The sequence below is a fragment of the Lacticaseibacillus pantheris DSM 15945 = JCM 12539 = NBRC 106106 genome (assembly GCF_001311175.1).
GTDB lineage: Bacteria > Bacillota > Bacilli > Lactobacillales > Lactobacillaceae > Lacticaseibacillus > Lacticaseibacillus pantheris.
Window position 1 is genome coordinate 1 of the sequence record NZ_BBAI01000034.1, and the last position, 23259, is coordinate 23259.

Annotated in this window: 18 protein-coding genes and 7 pseudogenes; 6 read left to right on the forward strand and 19 right to left on the reverse strand. The window is 54.0% G+C overall.

Going from position 1 to position 23259, the window contains the following annotated elements; translation table 11 throughout:
- From JCM12539_RS14215 to fni, 3 genes and pseudogenes are all read left to right on the forward strand, one after another.
- Positions 1 to 396, forward strand: a pseudogene (locus JCM12539_RS14215) (hypothetical protein); the annotation flags it as partial.
- Entirely contained in the window at positions 357 to 659 is a 303-nt protein-coding gene (locus tag JCM12539_RS15585) for a diphosphomevalonate/mevalonate 3,5-bisphosphate decarboxylase family protein (RefSeq protein WP_263849788.1), read from the forward strand. The pseudogene JCM12539_RS14215 and the gene JCM12539_RS15585, both read left to right, overlap by 40 nt.
- Positions 660 to 672: 13 nt before the next feature.
- Positions 673 to 1724 (forward strand): annotated as a pseudogene (fni, locus tag JCM12539_RS09715) (type 2 isopentenyl-diphosphate Delta-isomerase).
- An 85-nt stretch (positions 1725 to 1809) separates the two neighbouring features.
- On the opposite strand, the pseudogene JCM12539_RS09720 reads toward fni, so the two are convergent.
- The 4 genes and pseudogenes from JCM12539_RS09720 to thmT form a co-directional block, all read right to left on the reverse strand.
- Positions 1810 to 3152: pseudogene (locus JCM12539_RS09720) on the reverse strand (RsmB/NOP family class I SAM-dependent RNA methyltransferase).
- Positions 3139 to 4119, reverse strand: coding sequence for an ABC transporter permease (locus JCM12539_RS09725; RefSeq protein WP_054651084.1), 981 nt, complete (start codon positions 4117 to 4119; stop codon positions 3139 to 3141). Before JCM12539_RS09725 ends, JCM12539_RS09720 begins: the two are co-directional and overlap by 14 nt.
- Before the next feature lie 87 nt (positions 4120 to 4206).
- Positions 4207 to 4692 carry a class I SAM-dependent methyltransferase gene (locus JCM12539_RS09730; protein ID WP_054651086.1) on the reverse strand — a complete coding sequence of 162 codons (486 nt, stop codon included), beginning with the start codon at positions 4690 to 4692 and terminating at the stop codon, positions 4207 to 4209.
- A gap of 195 nt (positions 4693 to 4887) precedes the next feature.
- Positions 4888 to 5076 carry a 2-hydroxymuconate tautomerase gene (thmT, locus tag JCM12539_RS09735; protein WP_054651089.1) on the reverse strand — a complete coding sequence of 63 codons (189 nt, stop codon included), beginning with the start codon at positions 5074 to 5076 and terminating at the stop codon, positions 4888 to 4890.
- A 210-nt stretch (positions 5077 to 5286) separates the two neighbouring features.
- Here thmT and JCM12539_RS09740 point away from each other — a divergent pair.
- Together JCM12539_RS09740 and JCM12539_RS09745 are read left to right on the forward strand one after the other, a co-directional pair.
- Positions 5287 to 6713: pseudogene (locus tag JCM12539_RS09740) on the forward strand (C69 family dipeptidase).
- A 43-nt stretch (positions 6714 to 6756) separates the two neighbouring features.
- Positions 6757 to 7313, forward strand: a pseudogene (locus tag JCM12539_RS09745) (cob(I)yrinic acid a,c-diamide adenosyltransferase).
- 518 nt (positions 7314 to 7831) lie between these two features.
- Here JCM12539_RS09745 and lpdD read toward each other — a convergent pair.
- The 4 genes from lpdD to JCM12539_RS09765 all read right to left on the reverse strand — a co-directional run bounded on the left by lpdD (position 7832) and on the right by JCM12539_RS09765 (position 11664).
- Positions 7832 to 8266, reverse strand: coding sequence for a prenylated flavin chaperone LpdD (gene lpdD / locus JCM12539_RS09750; RefSeq protein ID WP_054651091.1), 435 nt, complete (start codon positions 8264 to 8266; stop codon positions 7832 to 7834).
- The gene (locus JCM12539_RS09755) at positions 8259 to 8876 is read right to left on the reverse strand and encodes a UbiX family flavin prenyltransferase (protein ID WP_054651110.1); all 618 of its coding nucleotides are present in this window, start codon (positions 8874 to 8876) and stop codon (positions 8259 to 8261) included. Before JCM12539_RS09755 ends, lpdD begins: the two co-directional genes overlap by 8 nt.
- Positions 8877 to 9153: 277 nt before the next feature.
- On the reverse strand, positions 9154 to 10632 hold the full coding sequence (locus tag JCM12539_RS09760) for a UbiD family decarboxylase (protein WP_054651093.1): 1479 nt from the start codon (positions 10630 to 10632) through the stop codon (positions 9154 to 9156).
- Positions 10633 to 10770: 138 nt separating this feature from the next.
- Positions 10771 to 11664, reverse strand: coding sequence for a LysR family transcriptional regulator (locus JCM12539_RS09765; RefSeq protein WP_054651095.1), 894 nt, complete (start codon positions 11662 to 11664; stop codon positions 10771 to 10773).
- Positions 11665 to 11950: 286 nt separating this feature from the next.
- Between JCM12539_RS09765 and JCM12539_RS09770 the strand changes: the two genes are divergently transcribed.
- A complete protein-coding gene (locus tag JCM12539_RS09770) occupies positions 11951 to 12685 on the forward strand; it encodes a DUF554 domain-containing protein (protein ID WP_054651097.1) in 735 nt (244 codons plus the stop codon).
- 124 nt (positions 12686 to 12809) lie between these two features.
- Here the strand turns inward: JCM12539_RS09770 and JCM12539_RS09775 are convergent, their stop codons facing one another.
- From JCM12539_RS09775 to JCM12539_RS14235, 11 genes and pseudogenes are all read right to left on the reverse strand, one after another.
- On the reverse strand, positions 12810 to 13619 hold the full coding sequence (locus JCM12539_RS09775; RefSeq protein ID WP_173585394.1) for an SPFH domain-containing protein: 810 nt from the start codon (positions 13617 to 13619) through the stop codon (positions 12810 to 12812).
- Positions 13620 to 13640: 21 nt separating this feature from the next.
- Complete coding sequence (locus JCM12539_RS09780; protein WP_061777610.1) at positions 13641 to 13967, reverse strand: type II toxin-antitoxin system antitoxin; 327 nt, start codon at positions 13965 to 13967, stop codon at positions 13641 to 13643.
- Between the two features lie 131 nt (positions 13968 to 14098).
- Entirely contained in the window at positions 14099 to 14893 is a 795-nt protein-coding gene (locus JCM12539_RS09785) for a Nif3-like dinuclear metal center hexameric protein (RefSeq protein ID WP_054651103.1), read from the reverse strand.
- Complete coding sequence (locus JCM12539_RS09790; RefSeq protein ID WP_054651105.1) at positions 14890 to 15594, reverse strand: tRNA (adenine(22)-N(1))-methyltransferase; 705 nt, start codon at positions 15592 to 15594, stop codon at positions 14890 to 14892. Before JCM12539_RS09790 ends, JCM12539_RS09785 begins: the two co-directional genes overlap by 4 nt.
- Before the next feature lie 66 nt (positions 15595 to 15660).
- On the reverse strand, positions 15661 to 16209 hold the full coding sequence (locus JCM12539_RS09795; RefSeq protein WP_054651107.1) for a GNAT family N-acetyltransferase: 549 nt from the start codon (positions 16207 to 16209) through the stop codon (positions 15661 to 15663).
- A gap of 178 nt (positions 16210 to 16387) precedes the next feature.
- Positions 16388 to 17503, reverse strand: a pseudogene (rpoD, locus tag JCM12539_RS09800) (RNA polymerase sigma factor RpoD).
- Positions 17504 to 17529: 26 nt separating this feature from the next.
- Positions 17530 to 18423: a hypothetical protein gene (locus JCM12539_RS14225; protein WP_225350335.1), complete on the reverse strand. Its 894-nt coding sequence runs from the start codon at positions 18421 to 18423 to the stop codon at positions 17530 to 17532.
- 2 nt (positions 18424 to 18425) lie between these two features.
- Positions 18426 to 19388, reverse strand: a complete 963-nt coding sequence (gene dnaG / locus JCM12539_RS14230) for a DNA primase (RefSeq protein WP_225350337.1) — start codon at positions 19386 to 19388, stop codon at positions 18426 to 18428.
- A 577-nt stretch (positions 19389 to 19965) separates the two neighbouring features.
- Positions 19966 to 22023 carry a glycine--tRNA ligase subunit beta gene (gene glyS / locus JCM12539_RS09810; protein ID WP_054651108.1) on the reverse strand — a complete coding sequence of 686 codons (2058 nt, stop codon included), beginning with the start codon at positions 22021 to 22023 and terminating at the stop codon, positions 19966 to 19968.
- 3 nt (positions 22024 to 22026) lie between these two features.
- A pseudogene (gene glyQ / locus JCM12539_RS09815) lies at positions 22027 to 22936 on the reverse strand (glycine--tRNA ligase subunit alpha).
- 130 nt (positions 22937 to 23066) lie between these two features.
- Positions 23067 to 23259: hypothetical protein (locus JCM12539_RS14235; RefSeq protein WP_225350336.1), on the reverse strand; the 193-nt coding region annotated here is incomplete at its 5' end.

The following is a 23259-nucleotide window of genomic DNA, read 5'->3' on the forward strand; positions in this document are numbered from 1 at the left end:
TCCGCCTTTGCGGCGCTGGCACTCGCTGCAACCCGGGCTGCCGGTGCCGAGCTATCACCCCGCGAACTATCCCGCCTCGCCCGTCGCGGGTCTGGTTCGGCCACGCGGTCGATTTTTGGTGGCACCGCTATTTGGCATAAGGGTCACGACGACGATAGTAGTTTTGCCGAGCCCGTACCAACCGCGCCATCGCTGTCTTTGCGCATGGTCGCCATCCTAATTGACGACCGTCAGAAGGACGTGTCGTCCCGCGACGGTATGGCCCGAACGGTAGCGACCTCGCCGTACTTCCCCGTCTTTGCTGCCACGCTGAACACGACGCCCCAGCGATGGTGGCCGCACTGGCCCAGGGTGATATGGAGCAAATCGGCCAGTTCACTGAGCGTAGTGCCATGATGATGCACGGTGCTAACATGGCTGCCGAGCCCCCCTTCACCTACTTTGCACCGGCGACCCTTACCGCGTGGGCGGCCGTCCGGGCGGTTCGGGACGCGGGACTGCCCGCTTACGCCACCATGGACGCGGGGCCGAACGTCAAAGTATTAACTGACGCCACGCATGTTGACGCGGTGGTTGCCGCGCTGCACGCGCAACTCGATAACGAACTGGTCGTGTGTGCGCCGGGACCGGCAGCCAGCGTAATTGACACCACGGAATAATGAGGTAAGCAAAATGCAATCTGTACAATCACACCGCAAGGACGAGCACGTGTTCCTAGCCGAAAAATTCTTTCAAGAACATGCCACCGCTGGGTTTGGCGACGTACGCTTCATCCGTCCGGCACTACCCGAATTGGCGGTAGATGACGTTGACATTCGCCAAAATATTGCCGGGCAACAGTGGCAATGGCCGGTGTTGATTAACGCCATGACTGGTGGCTCCCCCGCCACCGGTAAGATTAACGCGGAACTGGGCACAATAGCTGCCCGTACCGGGTTGGCGGTGGCGAGTGCAGTGAATCCATTCTAGCGTCCGAACCGGATCAAGCGGCCACCTTTACCCCATTGCGTGCAGCCAACCCGGACGGAATAGTGATTGCTAACGTGGGCGCGGATAAAAGTCCGGCGGTTGCGCAGCAGGCAGTGAACGCTTTGGGGGCGAACATGCTGGAGGTACACCTCAACGCCGTGCAGGAATTGGTCATGCCAGAGGGTGGCCGCGAGTTTTATTGGATCAACAACATTGCACGGATTCAGGCTGCAGTGTCCGTGCCGGTGATTGTCAAAGAAGTTGGCGCCGGCATGCGCAGCGATGACTTTGCTCGACTCAGCCGCCTGGGCGTTCCTTTTGTCGACGTTGGCGGTCGGGGCGGTACCGACTTTGCCCAAATTGAAAACGTGCGGAGCCATCAGCAACATGCTGGTGACTTTACCGACTTGTTTACGTTTGGTCAAACCACCGTCGAGTCGCTGTTAGAGGCCCAAAGCGATGATGCCGACACCCTGCAGTTGTGGGCAACCGGCGGAATACGCTCGGCACTCGATGTGGTGGTGGCGCTTCGCTTGGGTGCGCAGGTCGTGGGGATCGCGGGACTGGTGCTACACTGGCTCACGCGTGGTGATTTGGACACGACGGTCACTCGTCTCCAGCAACTGCTAACGGAGGTCCGGGGCATCATGGCGTTACTGGGCGCGCGTAATCTAACCGAGTTGCGGACGGTGCCCGTGGTGTTGAGTCCGACTTTGCGTAACTACATTGAACAGCGCGGGCTGACCATGCCCTAAAAGATGAGCAAGTAAAAGGCACCCAGCGTTAGTGAACATCCCTTATTGAGATGTACATTAACGCTGGGTGCCTTTTTGACGTGGGTTAAACCCGCAGCCCCTTGGGTACCAAGTTTTTAACGGTACCGTTCACCAGGTGGCCCAAGGCAAAACCCTTACCCTGGTTAGTAATCAAAGCAAAGTGGCGGCCATCGATATCTGGGCGCCGCACCGTTTCGCCATGGCGATAACGTCCGAATTCTGCGTCCGTTAACTCAACGGTTGTATGGAAACTAGCCGGTGGCAGCGCCGTCGCCAAGCTATGACTTGGACGAACCGCCGCTTCTTAAACTCGCCTAACTGTAACCCAGGATGCGTGACACGTACCCCTTTGAGGCGGGGTAAATCGTGCGGCATAGCGTACAGGTAGTCGCCAAAGACGGCTAGGTCGCCGGTCACAGCGTCTGCCACGAGCGTGTAGTCTGCAAAATCCGACCACAGCGTCCGCTGCTCAGCGGTGGGCGTCTGCAGGCGGTTACGACCGGGCACGTGTTCTGGCAACTTTCCTGGACGCTGGAGCCGAGCAACAAAGTGCCCCTCACCACGATGACTTTGTGGCCAAAGACGGCCAGCACCAGCAATTGCCGGATTACCATCAGCCCACTCTGGCCGTGCGGGTGCTAGAACCCCAGCGTGGTCAAGCGGCACGACTGCCAGATCGGTGTTGTCGAGGAGCCAAGCCACAATTTGTTCATCCTCTTCGGGTGCAAAGGTGCAGGTGGAATAGACTAACGTGCCGCCGGGAGCCAACATTTTGAATGCTGCCGCGACGATATCGCGTTGGCGGGCAGCACACTCGTCATTGTACGTCGGCGTCCAGTATTGGACGGCATCGTGGTCCTTCCGGAACATTCCTTCGCCCGAACACGGTGCGTCAACCAAAATCATGTCAAACGTCTCGGGCCACGCCTTTGCTAACGTGTCCGGATCGTTGTTAGTGACAATGGCGTTGGCCACCCCAAACCGCTCGAGGTTACTGCTCAGGACCCGGGCCCGACCAGCGTTGATTTCGTTGCTGACCAGCAAGCCTTGACCGCGCATTGCACTCGCCAGGTGCGTGGATTTGCCCCCTGGAGCCGCACATAAGTCTAGCACTCGCATGCCGGGCTGGGGAGATGCCACTGCCCCCACCATCTGCGCACTCGGTTCCTGACTGTAGACGTACCCGCTGACGTGGTCAACGGCGTTACCATCAACTTTGCCGTAATAGCCCCATTCTGAATACGGAATGGGCTCGCTCAGGCTTAAGTTAACGTCAGTCGGGTCCGGCCGTAACGGGTTTACGCGAAAACCGGATGTCGCCGGTTCATCAAAGGTGGCGAGGAAACCGTCCGCCTCCGCCCCTAAAAGACGTCGATATTTATCTGCAAAGCCATCAGGTAATTTCACGCGAACGTTCCTTTCGTCTCAATTGCCAGAACATTAATAGTTGGTTCGCCACGATAAAGATTGCTAGCATGACGATAGCACTGCCGACCAAGCGCACATGGTTAGTGATGTAGAGTCGCCACCACGCAATACCAGTGCCGATAGCGATTGCAATAATAGCACCAGGGAGGTAGCTGCCCGCCATGCTAAAGATGTAGTGGTTTCGCAGTGGTCGGTCCACCCCCGCCACTTTGATTGCAGGAGTCAGCCAAACGTTAATCGCCGCCACGATAACCAAACCAATTGCCAGTAAGATTAAGTAGGTAAAGAATGCGCCTAAGTGCTTATCACGAGTACTGTTGACCTGGGTTTTGGCGTTGGCGAGGTGCTTGTACGAGTGTGCACCCAGGATTCGTTTTAGGGTCGAATTAACCGTCGTCCAGTCGTCCGTATCCGCCAAAACCTCCACGTGTTTTAGTTCGGGGTTGTAGGTGGTACCCTGCGCGGACGCGTTGATGAAAATATGGTTGTTGAGTCGCGGACTCGCATCGCTCCCGGTAACACCAATCACGGATAGGTATTGCCCGTTCACCTGGAGGTATTTTTGGTTACTCCCAACGTACAGGTTTTCCGCGGCGGTGCGGCCAACAACAGCCACCGGAATGGTTGAATTATAGTCGGCCGCGCTGAAAAACTGTCCGGAATCCAGCGGCAGTTTTTGCACACTCCCCTTTTCGTAAATATACGAAGTGGTTTTGTTCACCCCAAACTGTACCTGAAGGTCATCAACTGTATCATCATTGGCTAATGCCGCGACGACATCACTAATGCGCTTGGTGCTCTTGGTCGGGTAGACTCTGGCCGTAGCGGACAGCCCACCATGATCCAAGATGTCTGCGTACTCTGATTGGTCGCGTAGACTCCATATCAGGCCGGCACCAATGGCAAGCAATATTAGTAGTACGTTAACCACGGTGTGTCTTAGCAAGACCACGCCCCCCTATCAATAAAAATAATGCTTACGATACTAGATAAATCTTATCGTTCACTCCGTCAAATTGGCGGTGATGTCGGTTCAACGCAACAAGCGTCGATCCGGGCGGCGATGTGCCATCGTCCAGAATAGTTCACTATTGGTGAGTCCGTTACGTTCACCGATGCAGAAAATCTGTAGGTGTGGGAAGTAAGTCCGGACTTGTTGCAGGAGTGCCGCGTCGTTGGGATCCTTGTCGGGCATCCACGACATAATAATTGCATCGACTTGGTTACCATACTCCCACACCGCTGCGCTGGCACCCATTGGCAGGACCTCCGTCCAGGGTGCACGCCCCGTGGCGTTCTCCCCGGTCCAGCTCAACGTATCGGTACAAATGACGCTGGCCCCACGCTCCCGGAGCCCAAAGCTAATGAGCCCGTTACCCGCACCCACTTCAAGGTAGCGGTAACCCGGAAAGGTGGCGACCCACGTGTCCATGAGGTCGGCGGTAATCATCGCCCACACGCCAAAGTGGTAGGCGATATACCAGCGAAAGTGTTCCAGCATGTGGCTGGCTGCACGCAAATCACGTGCCTCGTTTGCGTGACGGAATAACCATTGGTCGGCACTCAACCTAGTCGCGGCAAGTTATCCGCGGGCAATTCGTGACGTTGAATAGCGTCGCGTGCTGCCTGGCATGCCTGCCATTGTTGCTGTAGCGCGGTGATTTGGGGATAACGTGCCACGATTGCGCGCAAACGGGCCCAATATTCCATGCGTCTACTGTTCGTCGGACTTCAGTACGCCACCCACCGCATAACGGTCCTTGGCCATTTCGTTGAGCACCACGTGCACGTGTTCAGCCGGAGCACCAGTATTCTTAACGATAGCGTCCGTTACGTCCTTAACCATCTGCTTCAGTTGTTCCTGACTCCGACCGGCAACCAGTTCAATATGTACTAATGGCATTGTTAATTCCTCCGCGGGGGTCATGTTGACCCCAATTTATTTGCGGGTACGGCACGCCAAGTATGCGTGCCGTACCAACGTCAGCTACCATTATACTAAAGAGGTCGCGGCTTGGCGACTGTTAGCGCAACGTCTTTACCTTTTCCCAGAACTCAGCAAAAATGCGCTATAATTAATGCCAATCAAGAAACTAATTCGGAGGTACTCCCAATGATTCAACCACGCTCATCGTGTACCAGTATTTTAATCGGCCGCAAAGCCACTGCGGATGGCTCCGTCATGATTGGTCGCAACGAAGACTCAAAGGCGTCATGGCCAAAGCACTTCGTTGTGCATCCAGCCAAACTGCCGCGCAACCAACCACCTTTACGTCAGCCGAAACTGGCGTGGTGATCCCGCTGCCGGACTCGGCACGTCAGTACACGGCCACGCCCGAATGGACTGATCAGTACGGCCTCTTTGAGGAGGACGGGATCAATGATGCGGGTGTGGCGATGAGTGCGACCGAGAGTGCGTACGCCAACCCCCTGGTCTTAAGCTACGATCCGTTCACCGAGCATGGCATCAACGAGGAGGCCATGGTGACAATTGTGTTGCCGTACGTTGATTCGGCGCGTGCTGGCGTTCAGCGGCTGGGTGCCCTCGTTGAGCAGTACGGAACCGGTGAGGCTAACGGCATCCTCTTTGCGGACAACCAGGAGGCCTGGTACATGGAAATTGCGACTGGCCATCACTGGTTAGCCCAGCGCATTCCGGATGATGCCTACGCCGTGGCGTCTAACCAGCTCAGCATTGAGGTTGTCGATCCTGACAGCGACGACTTTATGCTGGACCCCACCCTCATCGACTTTGCGCAAACTAACCAGCTTTGGCAACCCGGCACGCCATTTAACTGGCGGCAAATCTTCGGCACCCATACTAGCCAGGACCGCATGTACAATAATCCGCGCGTTTGGGACGGTCACCGCCTACTCACGCAAAGTAGTATTGTTGCGGATCCAGAAAGTTTTGACCAGCCGTTTATCATGCGGGCGGACCGACCATTACGGGTCGCTGATGCTACGGCCGTACTGTCGGCACATTTTCAGGACACCCCCTTTGACCCGGCGGCCCGGATTCCAGACCCCGCTAACGCCCACCGTTACCGGCCCATCAGTCTCGCCAAAACACAGGAGAGCCACGTGTTGCAGATGCGCTCGGACTTGCCCGCCGCTGTAGCCAACATTCACTGGCTGGCGATGGGAGTTGCCGCTGAGAGCCAGTACGTACCGTTTTACGCTGGTGCAGACACGACGCCGGCTGATTACCAGCGCGGTGGGTTGCCGGCCAACCTCAATTCGGCTTACTGGCAATATAAGTTGGCCGGAGTGCTGGTTGATGCACACTGGCAACGGTTCAGCCCCCGCATGGTGAAAACGCAGGAGGACGTCGCGGCGCGGTTATTAGCGCACCTGCACGCGAGCGATGCTCAGGCAAAGCAGCTTCAAGATGCAGATGCGTTAGTCGCGTTTGCCAATCAAAGTAACGCAGAACGCGCACAACTGTCTGCGGAATCATGGCGTGCATTATCAATGGGCTTGTTGAGCGACAGCACGGACGATTCCCCACTCAACTTTGCGGTTGACCCGCAGCTATAGTGTTGGCTAGGTGCTTATTACGTGGTTTGGAAAGGAATTATTGATGGTAAAAATTTACACTAAGGTGGGCGATCATGGTCAGACAAAACAGGTCACGGGCCAGATGGTGGATAAGGACGACGCCAGATTGAAACGCTGGGTGCGTTCGATGAATTGCAAAGCTGGATCGGCGTTGTTATTGCGGCCCTGACAGCCGGTACGGCTGGATTAGCCGATGAGCTGGCTGACCGTCAGCGTGAACTATACCAGTTGCAGTCGGACATCGCCGTACCGCGCAGTCATCGGATTGGGGCGGAGCTAACCACTCGCCTGGAGGAACGGATTGACGACATCATGGCGACCACGCCACGTTTGAAGGAATTCATTCTACCGGGTGGTAGTCCGGCCGGCGCTGGGCTGCAGTACGCCCGCACCCTCGCCCGCCGCGCAGAGCGCCAGCTGGTGACCTTGCACAAGGCGAGTCCGCAGCCAGATGCCATCATGACGTACGTGAACCGTCTGTCCGACTACCTCTTTGCCCTGGCCCTGTACGTTAATTATCGGGAGGGCTACCAAGAGGTCCCCAGCAAGAAGCGTGTTGACAATAATTCTGGGCGGTAATCTATGTGGTAGCAAAAAAGAGCAGAATTGATCTGCTCTTTTTTTTGTGCGGTTGGGTGGCTTAGTGGCTGGTGGTAATGGGGCGATAGCTCCGGGTAAACGGGTGACAATCGCGACCGGAGCTACGAGCCTCACGCTCACGCCGTTCCGGCTACCCTACACTATCACCCCATTACCACCAACGTGTTGTACACGTGTTTTATGGAATAACATCGATTCACGTGATACCTAGACGACTAGATTATTTATAAATGATTCATTGCGACAGAATAATAAATCAAAACACAACCCAAGTTAACATCAATCGAGTGAAATATTCTGTGAGTAATGTTGCACACTACGTTATTAGATTGACCTAACGCCCATGACTGTTAAGTAAAATCTCGGGATCTTGCTGTCTGCAAAGATTGTTTGTCATTCACTATGAGTCAGGCGGACTCACGTTGGTAGTAGTTTGGTGGTGGTGTAGGCCGAGCGGGTGGCGTCCGCAACCGCCGCCAAACTACTACCAGCCACCGTTACTCCCCGACATTACGGTGGTGACTGGGAGCGAACGTTTCGACGAGTTTGGCCGCCGGGTGCGCCACAACCCAGTCGCGGATTTCCTCGCCCAGCGTTCGCGCCATCTTGGTCGCGACACGCATCTGTGCGGTGGTGATGCTATTGACATGCATCCCGCTAACGATGAACGCGTTACTTTGCAGTACAGGCCGAATTACGCTCGCCAAGGCGTGTGTCAAAACGCGCTCCTGGTGAACGTGCCCCGGGCGGCTCGGCATGTTAATGTCTTGGGGCTCCGTATCCTTGCTGACGGCGGTGACGACGCCGTAATGCCATACGTCACCGCCAATGAGCTGGATGAGCAAGTCCTGGCTTTGCCGTTCAACCACCGCGTAGATGGTGTAGTCCTCCATCGTCACACTGAATGTGATGCTCTCGCCAACCTTAGTCATGAGCCTCCGCCTCCTTCCGGGCCGCTTGCTTAGCGGCCGCCAAGCCCTGCCACCGGTCACCCGCATCGTTGCGAATGTGCAGGTGATCCAGCAACTTCATCGTGTTGTGGTTGATGATGTCATCGATGGTACGGGGCCGGTTGTAGAATGCGGGAATTGGCGGAATAATCTCTACTCCCATGCGGCTTAATTTGAGCATGTTCTCCAGGTGGATTTGGTTGAACGGCGATTCACGCGGCACCATGATCAGTTGACGGCACTCCTTGAGCGTGACGTCAGCTGCCCGCGCAATCAGGTTATCGCCGAGGCCGGTCGCCACCGCCGCCATGGTTTTCATGCTTGCAGGCACAATTACCATACCGTCGTGCATGAAGCTCCCACTAGCAATACTTGCTCCCATATCGTTCGGGTTGTAGGTATAATCGGCCAACTTTTCGACATCGGCCATCGTGTAACCCGTCGCTTCGACCGAGAGGTTTTCCCGCGCCCACTTGCTCATTACCAGGTGGGTTTCTACGTCCGGATTTGCGTGCAAAGCCGCAAGCAACGACAACGCGTAGATGGTCCCCGAGGCACCCGATACACCAATAACAATTTTTTTCATCCTAATTACCCTCTTTGCGGGGACGTGTGGCCGGCAACGTGGTGACGGTAACACAACCCAGTGTTTTTTTAACCACCCGGCACAATGCGATGGGTGTATGTATCAATACGGGCCGCAGATTTGCAGCCTGCAAATATGTACAAAGAAGCTACCGCCGCCACCCTGGTATGGATAGTGCAATAGCTTCCGTAACACAACCTGATTTTCGCTGGTCCCATTACGGGCACCCACTATGATCAATATTGTGTGTGAAATGACAATTTGGTGCAACCGACTAGTTAAATTATTCCTTGGTCCAGTCTTCCCAGTTCTTAACGTCCATGAACGGAGCACGCTGGAACTGGTCCTTCATGTCGTGTGGGTACGTCCCATCAAGCACTAGCTTGGAACTCATCCCCCGCGTCCGGATTGACTTAGGGTCATACTCTGGGCGCTCGGAAGGATCCAATGGGTGGTTCCGTAAACCGGTCAGTACCTGGATGTCCATATCGGCTTGGAAGCGCGTGTTGATGGTCCACATAACGTCGTTCCAGTCAAAGATGTCAACGTCCTCGTCAACCAGGATGACAGTCTTCAGTTCCTTGAAGGCGGAGAATGCGAGCAACGCAGCCTGGCGTTGAATACCGTCATCATTGTTGCTGCCCTTGTGAATCTGCATGATGGTCATTAGCTTACCACCACCAGCTGGCGGGTTGTAAACGTTGGTGACGACACCGGGAATAGCGTTATCCACCAGGTTGAGGATGGAAGCCTCGGTCGGGATGCCGGCCATGGAAACGTGTTCCTCGGATGGCCCAATCGTGGTTTGGACGATGGGGTTATCCTTCCGGTGGGTAACGGCCTTAATCTTGACAACGTGGACGGCTGAGTTAGCTTGGCCGTTGTAGCCAGGGAATTCTGGCATGGCAAAGCCGGTGTTCGTGTTGATGTCTTCCTGCATGGAAGTGTTCGGCATGATTTCGGCTTCGATAATCCATTCAGCCCGGGCAATCCCCTTTTCATGCACTGCGACGCCATCAACCAGCTCAACGGCATGCTGCCGCAATGAACCAGCAATGGACAATTCGTCGTAACCAAGTGGGGTTGTCGGCGGCTCGAACGTCGTGGCAATCGGTACGATGGGGTCCAAACCAATGGAAATAGTAATTGGCATTGGTTCGTTCTTGGCCTCGTATTCCTTCAGGAAGGCACCGATGTGGCGGCCACCAGGCATGATGTACATACCGATGGTGTCCTTGTCTTCCAGAACCATCCGGTGAATAGTGACGTCGTGCTGTGAGCCATCCGGTGATGAACCCCGCACAACACCCATGGTAATGTATGGGCCAGCGTCGTCCGGTGTGTTGGTAGGCGCTGCGAGCAAAGTCCGGATGTCAAAGTCGGCATCAGTGGCCAAATGCACAACCTCTTGGGCTGGGGCATCTTCTTTGCCAACCGTAACGGGCTGGATGGGTGTCTTCACCGCTTCGTTCAGTACGTGACCGAGGTTGTGCCAGTCCTGGTGCATCAAGGCACCCACGCGGCGACGACTGGCCAAGACACCAATCAAAACTCGGGAGTTCGGGAAGCCCTTGACGTTGTTAAACATCATGGCTGGGCCTTCCTTAGTTGGGCGCTGAACGGTACCGCCAGCACCAACGTAACGGTAGACACCGGCTAATTGCGCTTCAGGATCGATTTCCTTGTTGGATTCCAGGTACTGACCCGGCATGGCCTTCAATTCTTCGATGGCTGACCGCAAATCATACTTTTTTGTAGTCATACTACTCTGCCTCCAAAATGGAATGTTTGTTGTTTGCAAGGATTATTATCGGTCCACGGATACGGCAAAGCAATTCAACTTGTCGGTACGCAAATTCCACTTTGGAATACACGGTGGATGCTTCAGCGCACACCGGCATCACTCGGCGTAACTGTCACGGTGCGCCTGCGCGTAACGCCAGAAACGGTCGCTCGCCTGCGTGTGCGGACCTTCATGGCGCCGGACAAACGCTAGATGGCTGGAAACGTCCGTATCGAGAGGGATTTTGACGATATGGGGATAGTCATCGGTGCGCACAGTCTTTTCCATCATGATGGATACCCCCATGCCCTTATTGACGAGTTGCAGTACCAGGTCAATGCGCTGTCCCTCGTACGTAATGGTGGGGGTAAAGTCGGCGGCGCGCGCCATGCGCATGATGGGTTCAAACAGGTTCGTTTCTTTGCCCAACATTAAAAAATTCTGGCCGCGTAACTGGCTTACGTTGATATGAGACTGGTGGGCCAAAGTGCTGGTGTCCGGGACCACCGCCACAAAGCGATCCACCTCACCCGTGATCATGTCGTACTCTGTTTGGTGCTCCACAAAGGTGCGCATAAAGACGATATCACTGTGGCCGTCATCCAATGATGGCAATAGCGCGTAACTTTCACCCTCGGTAAAGTGTAGTTCGATGTCCGGATTGGCACGCTGAAATTCAGTAATCAATCCCAGCGCCCGGTAGTTGGAAACCGATGGAATAGCACGAATTGTGAGCGTTTGGTTGGCCGTGTTCCGGTCGGTGCTAAGTTGGCGTGCCATTTCGTCATAGCTAGTCAAAATTTCCCGGGCATATTTCAGCACCGTGTTGCCAGCGGGCGTGAGTGCAATGGTGCGGTGAGCCCGAATGAATAGTTGCGTTTCGAGTTCTTTTTCCATTGAAATAATATGTTTGGAGACCGTCGCTTGGGTGGTAAACAGGGCGGCGGCTGTTTCCGTATAGTTCAACGTGTGGGCCAGGTTAACAAAGGTCCGTAATTTACGAATGTCCATGAACGACCTCATTTCCAATTAATTATGTACTGCTGAAAATTCATTATTACGCCAATTAGTGTGGTATTCCATTTGCGAATAACTTTAACACAAAACTGAATTGTTTCCCAACCAGTCCGCATTGTAGACTATGTAACGTTGTTACGGGAGGTTTCATCCCCCGTTCCGCACTACTTAATTAATATGCGTGCCGGTGGGCCGAGCCCTGAAACGATGTGCTGTTCGACAGTGCGGGCGTTCCTCCCCACCAGTGTGCTAACAATCAGACAAAAGGAGGCTTCGAGTTATGCCAATTGGTGTAATTATCGACGCGCTGTCAGTTTTAATTGGCGGTATTTTTGGTACCATTGCGGGCAAGTACATGTCCGAGAACTTCAAGAAACAGATCAACATGATTTTCGGTGCCTGTTCGATGGGCATGGGGATTTACGCCATTGCGCCCATGAAGAACATGCCCGCAGTCATCTTTGCCCTGATTATCGGGACTGGCTTTGGGTTAATCATCCACTTTGGTGATGGTGTGAACAAAGGTGCTGGGCTCATGCAGCGCGGTATTTCTAAGTTCATTCACGGTAGCGAAAACGGAGAGATGTCCCAGGAGGAATTCATGGCCAGCGTGGTGACCATCATCGTGCTGTTCTGTGCCAGCGGTACCGGTATTTACGGTGCGCTGACTGAAGGGATGACTGGGGATGCCTCCATCCTGATTTCTAAGGCCATCTTGGACTTCTTCACGGCGGCAATTTTTGCCACTAACCTCGGCGCCGTGGTTTCCGTGATTGCCGTGCCGCAATTCATCGTGCTCTTCATTCTTTACCTCATCGCGGGCTACGTTTTCCCACTAACTACCCCCGTAATGATTGCCGACTTCAAAGCTGCAGGTGGTTTCCTGATGCTGGCAACTGGTTTCCGGATGGTGCAGGTCAAGATGTTCCCGACGGCCGATATGATTCCGGCCATGGTGTTCGTCATGCCGATTAGTTGGGCGTGGACGAACTGGATTGCGCCATTACTCAAATAATAATGTGTGTACGTAAAAAAAAGATTGGACCACAATGCGGTTAGCTCCCGAGCACTAACGTAAAACGACCGGTATTCCCTAACTTAGGAATACCGGTCGTTTTGTGTACTCATATCAACGTTAACTAATCCTTGTTCAATAGTTTGCCAATGACGGGGACTTTGCCCAGGTCGCTCGCGGTGTCCGCCGGCACCACCACCATGTTTGCCGGTGATTTTGCGAGGTCAGCGTACGCGTTAATGGCCTGATTCTGGAAGTACTTTTCGTCGGCCGCGCTTAGCCCCTGCTGTACTGTATCGATACGGTAACGTTCGGCATCAGCCCGTGTCTTGGTGGCGTCGGCCTCCGCCCGCGCCGTCGCCATCAGGGCATCATTTTTGGCCTTAGTTGTCAGTTCAATGGACTTGGCCTCCCCTTCGGCTTTGGCAATGGCCGCGACGCGTTCGCGGTCGGCCGTCAGTTGCTTGTCCATGGCTGCCTGGATGGCAGATGAGGGTGTGAGTTCGTCGATATTGATGCGATCAACGTTGATACCGTACGTGTTGGTGAGGTCGCCGATGGCCAAAGTCAGTTCGCGGTTGATTTCGGCCGTCGACCCCAGGGCCTGGTTTAAATCCATCCGGCCAATGATATCACGGAGGTGACCACGAACTAATTGTGACATCGACTCGACCGAATCAGTGTTTTCATACTGGTACTTGACTGCGTCGGTAATGTGAAAGTTCAGCGTGAGGCTGGCGGTCACATCGGCGTTGTCCTTCGTGATGATGGAGTAGTTAGGCAGCGCTAGTGGCTCCATGGCCAGACTAACTGTCCTCACGCGTTGGAACAATGGCAAGTAAAAGTGTAATCCCGGGGTGACGCTCCTGCGGTAACGTCCTAACGTTTCGACTAACCCTTGGTTGTTTTGGCGCACAATTTTAATTCCCAGCATAATATCCTCCATTTCGACCCTCTAAATCACCTGTAACGTTAATATATTGCCGGTTGCGGCGACGATTGCGTAATCATGTCCCGGAGCAATCGGGGCGTTATCAGTCGTGATGTACCGGTAATAGATACCGTGGGCTAATACTAACCCGCTATCAGCAACGATATCATTGGCCGCCACTGTTTGACCCACAACTTGGCGTTGTTCAAAGCTGGGTTGATGTAATGCGCGCGTTAGTGCTTGCTCTATATAGGCGTTAACACTATTGCCCGCATTATCAGCGGCCGTGGCAATTTGATCGTATAATTGTTGATCAATGCGGAGCAAAAATTTTTTCTTGTCGGCACTCACCCATCTCACCTCGCCTTTTTTGATGATATCTAAATGATATCACTAAAACTTACGGATGCAACCCTTTCCGTATTTAAAATGCAAAAAAAAGTGTGACCAAACCGGTATGCCGGTTTAATCACACTGTGCCGTTAAACAAACGTAAAGGGATCGGTGCTAATAGTATTGGTAACTACCTTGATGCCCCAGCCGTCTGTGGCCGACCAGTCGCGCAACCACGACGCAACCTGTGGCACCATAATCCGTTCAATATGGTGGCCGGCATCAAGGACGGCAAAGTCACGGGCCAGAATATCGTGCCCCGTGTGGTAGGTTACGTCGCCGGTGACCAGGACGTCAGCCCCAGCCACCTGAGCAGCCGCATACACGGAACTGCCGCCGCCACCGAGTACCGCGACCCTTCGGACCAAGCGTTGTTGGTCACGCGCAATCAGGCGTGCGTGTTCGACCTGCAACGCGGCTTTGCTTTGCTGAACAAAGTCGCTCAGGGGCACCGGGGTATCGAGGTTGCCGATCCGACCCATGCCGTCGAGTTCTCCCGGTACCTTCAACGGGCCCACGTTGGTGAGTCCCAGTGCGGTTGCCAACCAATCATTCATGCCTGGATGCGCGTTGTCGAGGCTTGTGTGGGCGCCATACACCGTGATGCCATGCCGAATGATATCACCATACATGGCTACCTGCGGGTCTTCAAAGTTGAGGTTTTGGGGCGCATGAAAGACCGCCGGATGGTGCGCCAGCATGAAATTACATTTCTGTGCGACCGCGGCCGCAACCGTCTCGGGCCGTACGTCCAGCGTGACGAATACGCCCGTTACTTCTACCTGCGGATCACCAATTTGCCAGCCACTGGGATCGCCTGGTAATGCCAGGTCTAGTGGTGCCGCTTGTTCAAACCGATCGATAATTGTTTGTGCTGAAGTCATGCCAATACCTCCCGGATGATTTGGAGTTCCTGGCGGGCAGCCTCCAGTTGTTCAGTTACGGGGTGTTTGGCGGCACTCATACTATCAATGATATGCTGCAATTTTCGTTCTCTCCGCGTCCATTTGTCAATAAATGTAGCGTTACGTTCACGCCGCAAGAATGGACCACATAAAATATCGGCTGCGTCGTAACCTACTGCCGGCTGTGACTGTCCCACCTCGATGATTTCGTACGTGTGGCCCTCGTCGGTGAGGATGGTTTCACCCAAAATGGCACACTGATGGTCGACCAACCATTGACGCACTAGGTATTCGTCGCGGTGGGGGCTCAGAATCAGCGTTTCGGTGCCGTCTAAGTGACTTTGCCCCGCGGTGAGAATACGGGCGATTAATTCCCCACCCATGCCGGCAATGACCACAGTGTCGATACCATCGTTCAGTCTAATCCCGGCCAAGCCATCTCCCTGCCTTACCTCAATCTGGGTGCCAGTTAATCCGTGTTGCGCAACGTTATCCCGGGCAATCCCGACCGGCCCGGCACCAATATCACTGGCAACCACAAAACTTGCCCGTTGCTCTTGGATGAGTGCAATTGGCAGCAGGGCGTGATCCGTACCGATATCAGCAACGCGGGAATCGGAATCTATGTACGCTGCAATCGCAGCCAAACGTTTACTCAAATGTACCTGATTACTAGTCAAAAAAAATCTCCTCCGCCTATGCTACTGGATATAACCAGTATACACTACGCGCAGGAGATTGTTGGTTTACTCGTCCGTGTCGGGATACTGGGTAAACCATTCGTCACGCAAAACGCCATAACGAATTGAGTCCCAGTACTGCCCCTGCCAGTAACGAACCTGACGAACGCGCGCCTCCATCTTTAAGCCTAATTTTTCAGCCAGACGCATCATCCGTTCGTTACCCGACCAGGTCGTGAGCCCGATATGCGGTAAGTTGATGACTTTGAACATGTGTGTGATCCACAGGCGCAAAGCCGCCGTGCCAATGCCCTGGTGCCACATACGTTCATCGTAAATGGTGATACCGACATCCAACCACCGTAACAGTGCACCGTCATCAAAGTAGGCGGAGACCATGCCAATCATTTTGTCGTCTAACCAAATGACCTGGCGGGTTGGGTTGTCCTGAAACTCATTGACACCGATGTCTTCGAGAAACTCCCGCCGAGTCGGGGTTTCCTCGTGAAAATAAGGCCCGTTCCACTTGGTCCATTCTGCGTGTGGGTCGCTAAATGCTACCTGCCAGAAAGCCCCTAACTGGTCGTGAGTTAATGGTCGTAACGTTATTTCCATGGTGGATCCCCTCTCCATTAATGCTTTTATTATACAGTATCCACATGGGATAGTCCTGTTTCAGGTGTCACCTTTGGGCAGACCGGCACCACTTGTGCAAAGTAATTACGTTGTGCCGGCGATAATCCCGCAAAAAAAAGACCGGTCACCAGGACCGGTCTTAGTTGACTGACGAGATCTATTCCAAGAAGTCCTTCAACTGCTTGGAGCGACTCGGGTGGCGCAGCTTACGCAACGCTTTAGCTTCGATTTGACGAATCCGTTCACGGGTAACGCCAAATACCTTACCCACTTCTTCCAGCGTCCGGGTACGGCCGTCATCCAGACCAAACCGGAGACGAAGCACGTTCTCTTCCCGTTCCGTCAGGGTATCAAGGACGTTCTCCAACTGTTCCTTCAGCATCTGGTAACTAGCGTGGTCCTCGGGGCTAGTTGCATCCTGGTCTTCAATGAAGTCGCCTAAGTGGGAGTCGTCCTCTTCACCAATTGGTGTTTCCAGGGAAACAGGTTCTTGAGCAATCTTCAGAATTTCCCGGACCTTCTCGGTAGGGATATCCATTTCCGCACCAATTTCTTCCGGAATAGGTTCGCGACCTAAATCTTGGAGCAATTGCCGCTGAATCCGAATCAGCTTGTTGATTGTTTCCACCATGTGGACGGGGATACGGATAGTCCGGGCTTGGTCAGCGATTGCACGCGTGATGGCCTGACGAATCCACCACGTGGCGTAGGTGGAGAACTTGAACCCTTTGCGGTAATCGAACTTCTCGACCGCCTTCATGAGGCCCATGTTACCTTCCTGGATCAAGTCCAGAAACTGCATGCCCCGGCCAACGTAGCGTTTGGCAATGGAGACCACCAACCGTAAGTTGCTTCGGCCAAACGTTGCTTAGCAACCTGGTCACCCTGCTCGATTTTAAGTGCGAGATCCACTTCTTCTTGGGCCGTTAACAGGTTAACCCGCCCAATTTCCTTGAGGTACATCCGCACGGGGTCGTTAATCTTAACCCCACTGGGCGCGGACATGTCACTCAGTTCTTTTTTTGGAGACCACGTTCTTTTGGCTCTTCAGCGCACGTTCCGCTGGTTCACCCTTATCATCAACGATACTAATTCCAGAGTCTTCGAACTTTTGCATCAGTTCGTCCACGGCATCACTCTGCAGTGCGAACGGCTTAACCAACTTTTCGGCCAGCTCCGCGTCGGTCACCTGCTTGGATTGCTTTGCTTCCTTGAGCAGTGCTGCGACGGCTGCATCGTACTTAGTGTTCGTGGTCTTCTTAGTAGTTGCCATGTACATTCCTCCGTTTGTAATCGTGATTATGCCTTTAACTGGCGCATTAACTCAAAATATTGGTTTGCCAACCGGGTTTGGCCCTCTTGGTCACCAAGGCGCTGGGCCTGCTGCAACTGTTCCTTAACGGTTCCGAGTTGCTGGCGCAGGTCGGAACCCCCTAGGACTTTCAGCAGCCCATCGGTGGTCTCATCATTGACGGGTGGCCATGGGGTGGAAAGTAGCGCGGCGACCGTTTGGCCCTCCTCATCGCTGAGGCGGGTGGTAAATCCGCTGATATCATCATGCCCATCCGCACGGTAATCCTGCCACTGTTGTGCGATGGTTTGGTACAGATCGTGGGGAAAGTGCACCGCCTCGGCGCCCATCAAGTTGGCGGTTTCGGAATCCGTCAACATGTAGTAAAGTAGCGCACGTTCAGCTTTTTCAAAGCGGGATATGCGTACCGTTTGCGGTTTCGCAAAGGTCTGCGGCTGGCCGGCAGGATCTGCGGGTGGCACGTCGGACCAGCCACCCGTTGGTTCTGGCGGCATGTCGTTATCGTCCCAGGCACCAAATGGGTTGTCCGCCCCCAAGGCCGGTGCGGGAGCGACCTGAGTACTAGCCAACTGCTGTGCCAAAGCATCGCGGGGCACACCCGAACGCTCTGCTAGTTGATCCAGGTATAGCGACCGTGGTACGGCCTCAGTCTCGCGGGCAATCTCCGCCAGCGCTGCGTCGACGTATGCAATTTTGTCATGATCGTTGGTCATGTCCACGCCGTTAGCGAGGAACATGATGCGAAAGGCAATTGGTGTTAATACGTGTTGCAGTTGCTGCTTGAAGGCGTCGGCACCGCGACTTTTGATAAACTCATCGGGATCCATTCCGTCCGGTAGCAAGCATACGGAATACCGCAAGTCACGGGCATTTTGCAACATGCCTAACGCCCGGTCGGCGGCCTTTTGCCGGGCATATCACCGTCATAACTAATTACGACTTCATTTGCCACCCGGTCGATAATCCCGATTTGTTCACGGGTCAAACTGGTACCCATTGAGGCAATCCCTGTTTGGACACCGGCCTCGTAGGCGGTAATCACATCCATGAACCCTTCAAAGAGGTAGAAGCGTTTGTCGGGGTTAATCGCCGCTTTGGCCTGGTCCAGGTTGAAGAGCGTATCGCGTTTGTTGAACAGCTCGGTTTCGGGACTGTTTAAATACTTAGCTACGCCATCCTGCTTGCCGAGCACCCGACCAGAAAAGCCGATTGTTTGCCCACGTTCATTACGGAGTGGGAACATTACCCGGTTGGTAAAACGCGTGGCTAATTCGCCGCCATCCCGATCCACAAACAAGCCGGACGCGCGCTGTTCCTCGTAACTAACGCCTTCTTTGGTGAGATATTTGCGCAACATTTGGTCATCGCTGGGTGCAAACCCAATACCAAAGTGCTCAATCGTCTCATCGGTCATCTGCCGTCCGTGCAGGTAATCCAGTGCGGGTTCCCCCTGCGCCGTGTTCACCAGCAGGTGGTTAAACAGCTTCTGTACTTGTGCCAGAATCTCCTTCTGCCTAGTAGCAGTGGCAGATTCACGGGGTTGGTTGACCGTCGTGTTGATCTGCACGTCAACGTGACCAAATTCTGCAACCTTGGCCACAGCCTCGGGGAAAGACACCCCATCAAGATCCATCACGAATTTGAACACGCTACCGCCCCGGCCACAAGAAAAGCAGTGAAAAATCTGCTTCTCCTCGTTGACCGAAAACGATGGTGTGTTCTCATCATGGAAGGGACACAGGCCAAACATGTTTTGACCCTGTTTCTTCAGCTGTACAAACTGACCAACATAATCGACGATGTTGACCGCGTTTTGCACTTGATCAATCGTCGCTTCGGGAATCATTTTGGCCAACACCATCACCCCCATTTCCGTTCGTCAATCCATTCGTGGGTACAAAAATAGCAAATTATATTGTAGCGCGAATGTTTTGAAAACGCAAGCGGTAGCAATGATAAGCGATAACGCGACGTAGTTTAACTTTTTGTTGGGATGGGACGGGCGTTTCTTACTGGTATGCTGGCGAGTTGCCGCGGTGTAGCCGTGTTGCGCATGGGTGTCGAAACGGGTTGCGCAAGGCAGAAAGCGACGCATAAGGTACTCAAACCAAAAGGCCAAGTGCGTTCTTAGTTAGCTTGTGGGTGACTGCTAGTACGTTCCCGCGTTACTGTCAGGTGTTGAAACGGGTTGCGCAGGCCAGAAAGCGACGTATAAGCAACTATCGCCAAAAGGCCAAGTGCGGGCCTTTCGGCGATACATTGGTTGGTAAATGATACAACGCTCCCCCGTTATCTGTGCTTATTGAAACGAGCTGCGCAGGCCAGAAAGCGACGTATAAGCAGTCACGAACATGAAGCCAAGTGCGGGCTTCCCGTCCGTAAATGCTTATACTCTGCTTTCTAAACGGCCTGCTCCGCTCTCTCTACTTCCTCACCCTCGTCAAATCCCCAAACAACGTAATCCACTGTGCCAGTCGGTTCAACTCGCGTAGCCGGTTGTCCCGTACCCGCTCGTCGTCCGCCATAATCATCGTTTCATCAAAGTATGCATTAATGATCGGCGTCAACGCCGTCAGCCGTTCAAAGTTTGCCGCCGTCGTCCGACCGTCAAAGTCCGCCAACTGCTCCACCGCGCTGTGTAACTGCTGCTCACTATCGTTTTCAAACAGTTGTGGATCCACATCACCCGTTGCCGGGTTCTTGCTGGTAATCCGTACAACTCGGGTCAACGCCTCCAAGTGTTCCTTGAATTCGTCCGCTTTGGCCGCCCGCGTCAATACTTCCGCTGCTGAAATTTCGGCACTCACATCCGGGTCCGCCGTTGCCGTAACCGCGTCCACCACGTCATGACTTACATGGTTGCTTTGCATTAATTGCTTAATACGGTCCTGGAAGAATTCGTCTAGCGCGTCCACGTTGTGTCTGTAATCCCGACCATTCGTCTGGCCTGCTTCCTCCAGTTGCTTAATCAATTCGCCTTGCAACTGTCGTAACGGCAACGTCTGCTTGTGCGTCGCCAGCATCCGCACAATACCGTATGCCTGCCGCCGCAACGCGTAGGGGTCGTTGCTCCCGCTCGGAATCATGTCGACCGAGAAGAAACTCATTAACGTGTCCAGTTTGTCCGCCATGGCCAGCAAAGTGCCCACCTCACTGGCCGGCAACGCACCTTCAGCGGAAATAGGCATGTACTGCTCACCCAACGCTGCGACAACTGCCTCATTCTCACCTGCTAATTGCGCGTAGTGAGCCGCCATCGTTCCCTGGAGCTCCGCAAATTCGCCCACCATGCCGGTGACCAAGTCAAACTTGTAGATGCCAGCAGCGCGCTGCAGATCTTCCGTGCCCTGCGTGTCGAGTGCAAAATGCTTTGCCAGAACACTCGCGATGGTCTGGACCCGGGCCATCTTGTCCGCTAAAGAACCGAGCTTATCGTGGAAACTGACGTTGCTCAGGCGTGCAACGTAGTCGGTAATACTATGCTGCTGATCCTCGTTGTAGAAGAATGCCGCATCCTCCAGCCGGGCCGTCAGCACCTTCTCGTTACCAGCAATGACGTTGTCCATGTGCTCACCGTTACCGTTGCGCACCCCGATAAACGCGTTCACCATGCGTCCATTTTGGTCCCGCGCGTAGAAGTACCGCTGGTTATCCTTCATGGACGTAATCAACACAATCTCGGGAATGTCGAGGTACTTGGCGTCGAAACTACCCGCAAAGGCGGTGGGGAACTCAACCAGGTTATTAACTTCCTCCAAGAGGTCCTTATCCAGGTCTACTTGCCAATTATTTTGGGATGCAATGGCGTTAATTTGGTCGGTAATGATGGCCTTGCGCTCAGCCGGATCGACCAGAACTTGCTGACCCCGTAGAGCTTTCACGTAATCATTGGCGGTCTGCAGTTCGACAGCGTGGCCCAAGAAGCGGTGTCCCTGGGTTTCGCGCCCTGCCTGGACATCCAGAATCTGCATCGGAACGACCTGGTCGTCCAGCAAACTCACAATCCAATGAATTGGACGAATGAATTCAAAGTCGTACTGGGCCCACTTCATCCGTGTGGGGAACGTCAAACTCTTAATGACATCAACCAGACCAGGAAGGATCTCAGCCGCACCTTTACCCGCGACCTCTTTGTGGAGGAAAACGTACTCGGTCCCCTTCACCTCTTTGAACTCAATGTCGTCAACCGACATGCCCTGGCCGCGTGTGAAGCCGATAGCCGCCTTACTCCAGTTGCCATCCGCATCCTGGGCAATTTTCTTAGCCGGACCACGCAAATCCTCTGCCCGGTCCGCTTGCTTTGCGGCAAGACCGTCAATCAACAATGCGAGCCGCCGCGGCGTCGCGTATTTCTTAATATCGTCAAAGTCGAGTTGCTGGTCCTTCAAGAACGCAGCGGTTTTGTCCGCAAGTTGACGCAAGCTAGGCGTAACGACGTGTGCGGGCATGTCTTCCAAACCAATTTCCAGTAAGTATTGCATGAGTTACTTTGCCTCCGTAGTTTCTGCATCCGCGTGGTCGAGCAACGGGAAACCAAGCTTCTTCCGTTCGGCAACAAAGGCGCGGGCGACCTTATGCGCCATCTTTCGAATCCGACTCAGGTAGCCGGCACGCTCGGTGACGGATACGGCCCCGCGGGCATCCAGCAAGTTGAAGGTGTGGCTACACTTAAGAATGTAGTCGTAAGCCGGGTGCACCAAACCGAGGTCCATTAGGCGCCAGGCTTCCTTTTCGTAGGCGTTGAAGAAGTCCAGCAGCATGTCCTGGTTGCTTTCCTCAAAGGCGTACTTGGAGTGCTCGTATTCAGGTTCCTTGAAGATATCGCCGTACTTCACGCCGTCACCCCATTCGAGGTCAAAGACGGACTTTACGTCCTGAATGTATGATGCTAATCGTTCCACCCCGTAAGTGATTTCGCTAGTTACGGGTGAAACTTCGAGGCCACCAACAACTTGGAAGTAGGTAAATTGGCTCACTTCCATGCCGTCAAGCCATACTTCCCAACCAACACCGGCACAACCCATGGATGGGTTCTCCCAGTTATCTTCAACAAAGCGGATATCGTGTTCCAGTGGATCGATATTCAACGCCCGCAGCGAGTCCAGGTAGTATTCCTGGATTTTTTTCTGGGGATGGCTTCATCACCACCTGAAATTGGTGGTGTTGGAATAAACGGTTCGGATTCTCACCGTAACGGCCATCGGCAGGACGCCGGGATGGCTCCACGTATGCCGCGTTCCACGGTTCCGGTCCAATTGCGCGCAGGAAGGTGTACGGACTCATCGTGCCGGCACCCTTTTCCACGTCGTAGGACTGCATAAGCATGCAGCCTTTGGATCCCCAGAAGGCCTGGAGGGTCTGAATCATTTCTTGAACGTTCATCTTGTTAACCATGTTGCACTCCTTTATGGTATTGGTACGAGACAAAAAGCGTCCCTATGCCTAATAACGGCATAGGGACGCTTGCGCGCGGTTCCACCCTATTTCACCGGCGTGAACACGTCGATGCTCTTTAGTTAGTGGCTCAAAAACGCCAATTATCAGCCCACACGTTCCGGCTTACACGGTCCCGGATTCGCTGTCGCGACGGCTGATAACCCTTTTTCTCATCGCCTATTTTGTTAATAAAAGTATAGCACGATTGATTGTCAGCAACAAGGAAGCTAGTGGACGACAGCGTTGGCCGGGCCGGTGAGTTGCGGCTTTCGTGGGGTACT

Excerpts from the sequence above, each read along its gene's own strand:
- JCM12539_RS15585 (WP_263849788.1), top strand. The coding sequence starts at position 357 with ATGGAGCAAATCGGCCAGTTCACTGAGCGTAGTGCCATGATGATGCAC.
- thmT (WP_054651089.1), bottom strand. The coding sequence starts at position 5,076 with ATGCCATTAGTACATATTGAACTGGTTGCCGGTCGGAGTCAGGAACAA.
- lpdD (WP_054651091.1), bottom strand. The coding sequence starts at position 8,266 with ATGACTAAGGTTGGCGAGAGCATCACATTCAGTGTGACGATGGAGGAC.
- JCM12539_RS09760 (WP_054651093.1), bottom strand. The coding sequence starts at position 10,632 with ATGACTACAAAAAAGTATGATTTGCGGTCAGCCATCGAAGAATTGAAG.
- JCM12539_RS09765 (WP_054651095.1), bottom strand. The coding sequence starts at position 11,664 with ATGGACATTCGTAAATTACGGACCTTTGTTAACCTGGCCCACACGTTG.
- JCM12539_RS09770 (WP_054651097.1), top strand. The coding sequence starts at position 11,951 with ATGCCAATTGGTGTAATTATCGACGCGCTGTCAGTTTTAATTGGCGGT.
- JCM12539_RS09775 (WP_173585394.1), bottom strand. The coding sequence starts at position 13,619 with ATGCTGGGAATTAAAATTGTGCGCCAAAACAACCAAGGGTTAGTCGAA.
- JCM12539_RS09785 (WP_054651103.1), bottom strand. The coding sequence starts at position 14,893 with ATGACTTCAGCACAAACAATTATCGATCGGTTTGAACAAGCGGCACCA.
- JCM12539_RS09795 (WP_054651107.1), bottom strand. The coding sequence starts at position 16,209 with ATGGAAATAACGTTACGACCATTAACTCACGACCAGTTAGGGGCTTTC.
- JCM12539_RS14225 (WP_225350335.1), bottom strand. The coding sequence starts at position 18,423 with ATGTTGCAAAATGCCCGTGACTTGCGGTATTCCGTATGCTTGCTACCG.
- dnaG (WP_225350337.1), bottom strand. The coding sequence starts at position 19,388 with ATGATTCCCGAAGCGACGATTGATCAAGTGCAAAACGCGGTCAACATC.
- glyS (WP_054651108.1), bottom strand. The coding sequence starts at position 22,023 with ATGCAATACTTACTGGAAATTGGTTTGGAAGACATGCCCGCACACGTC.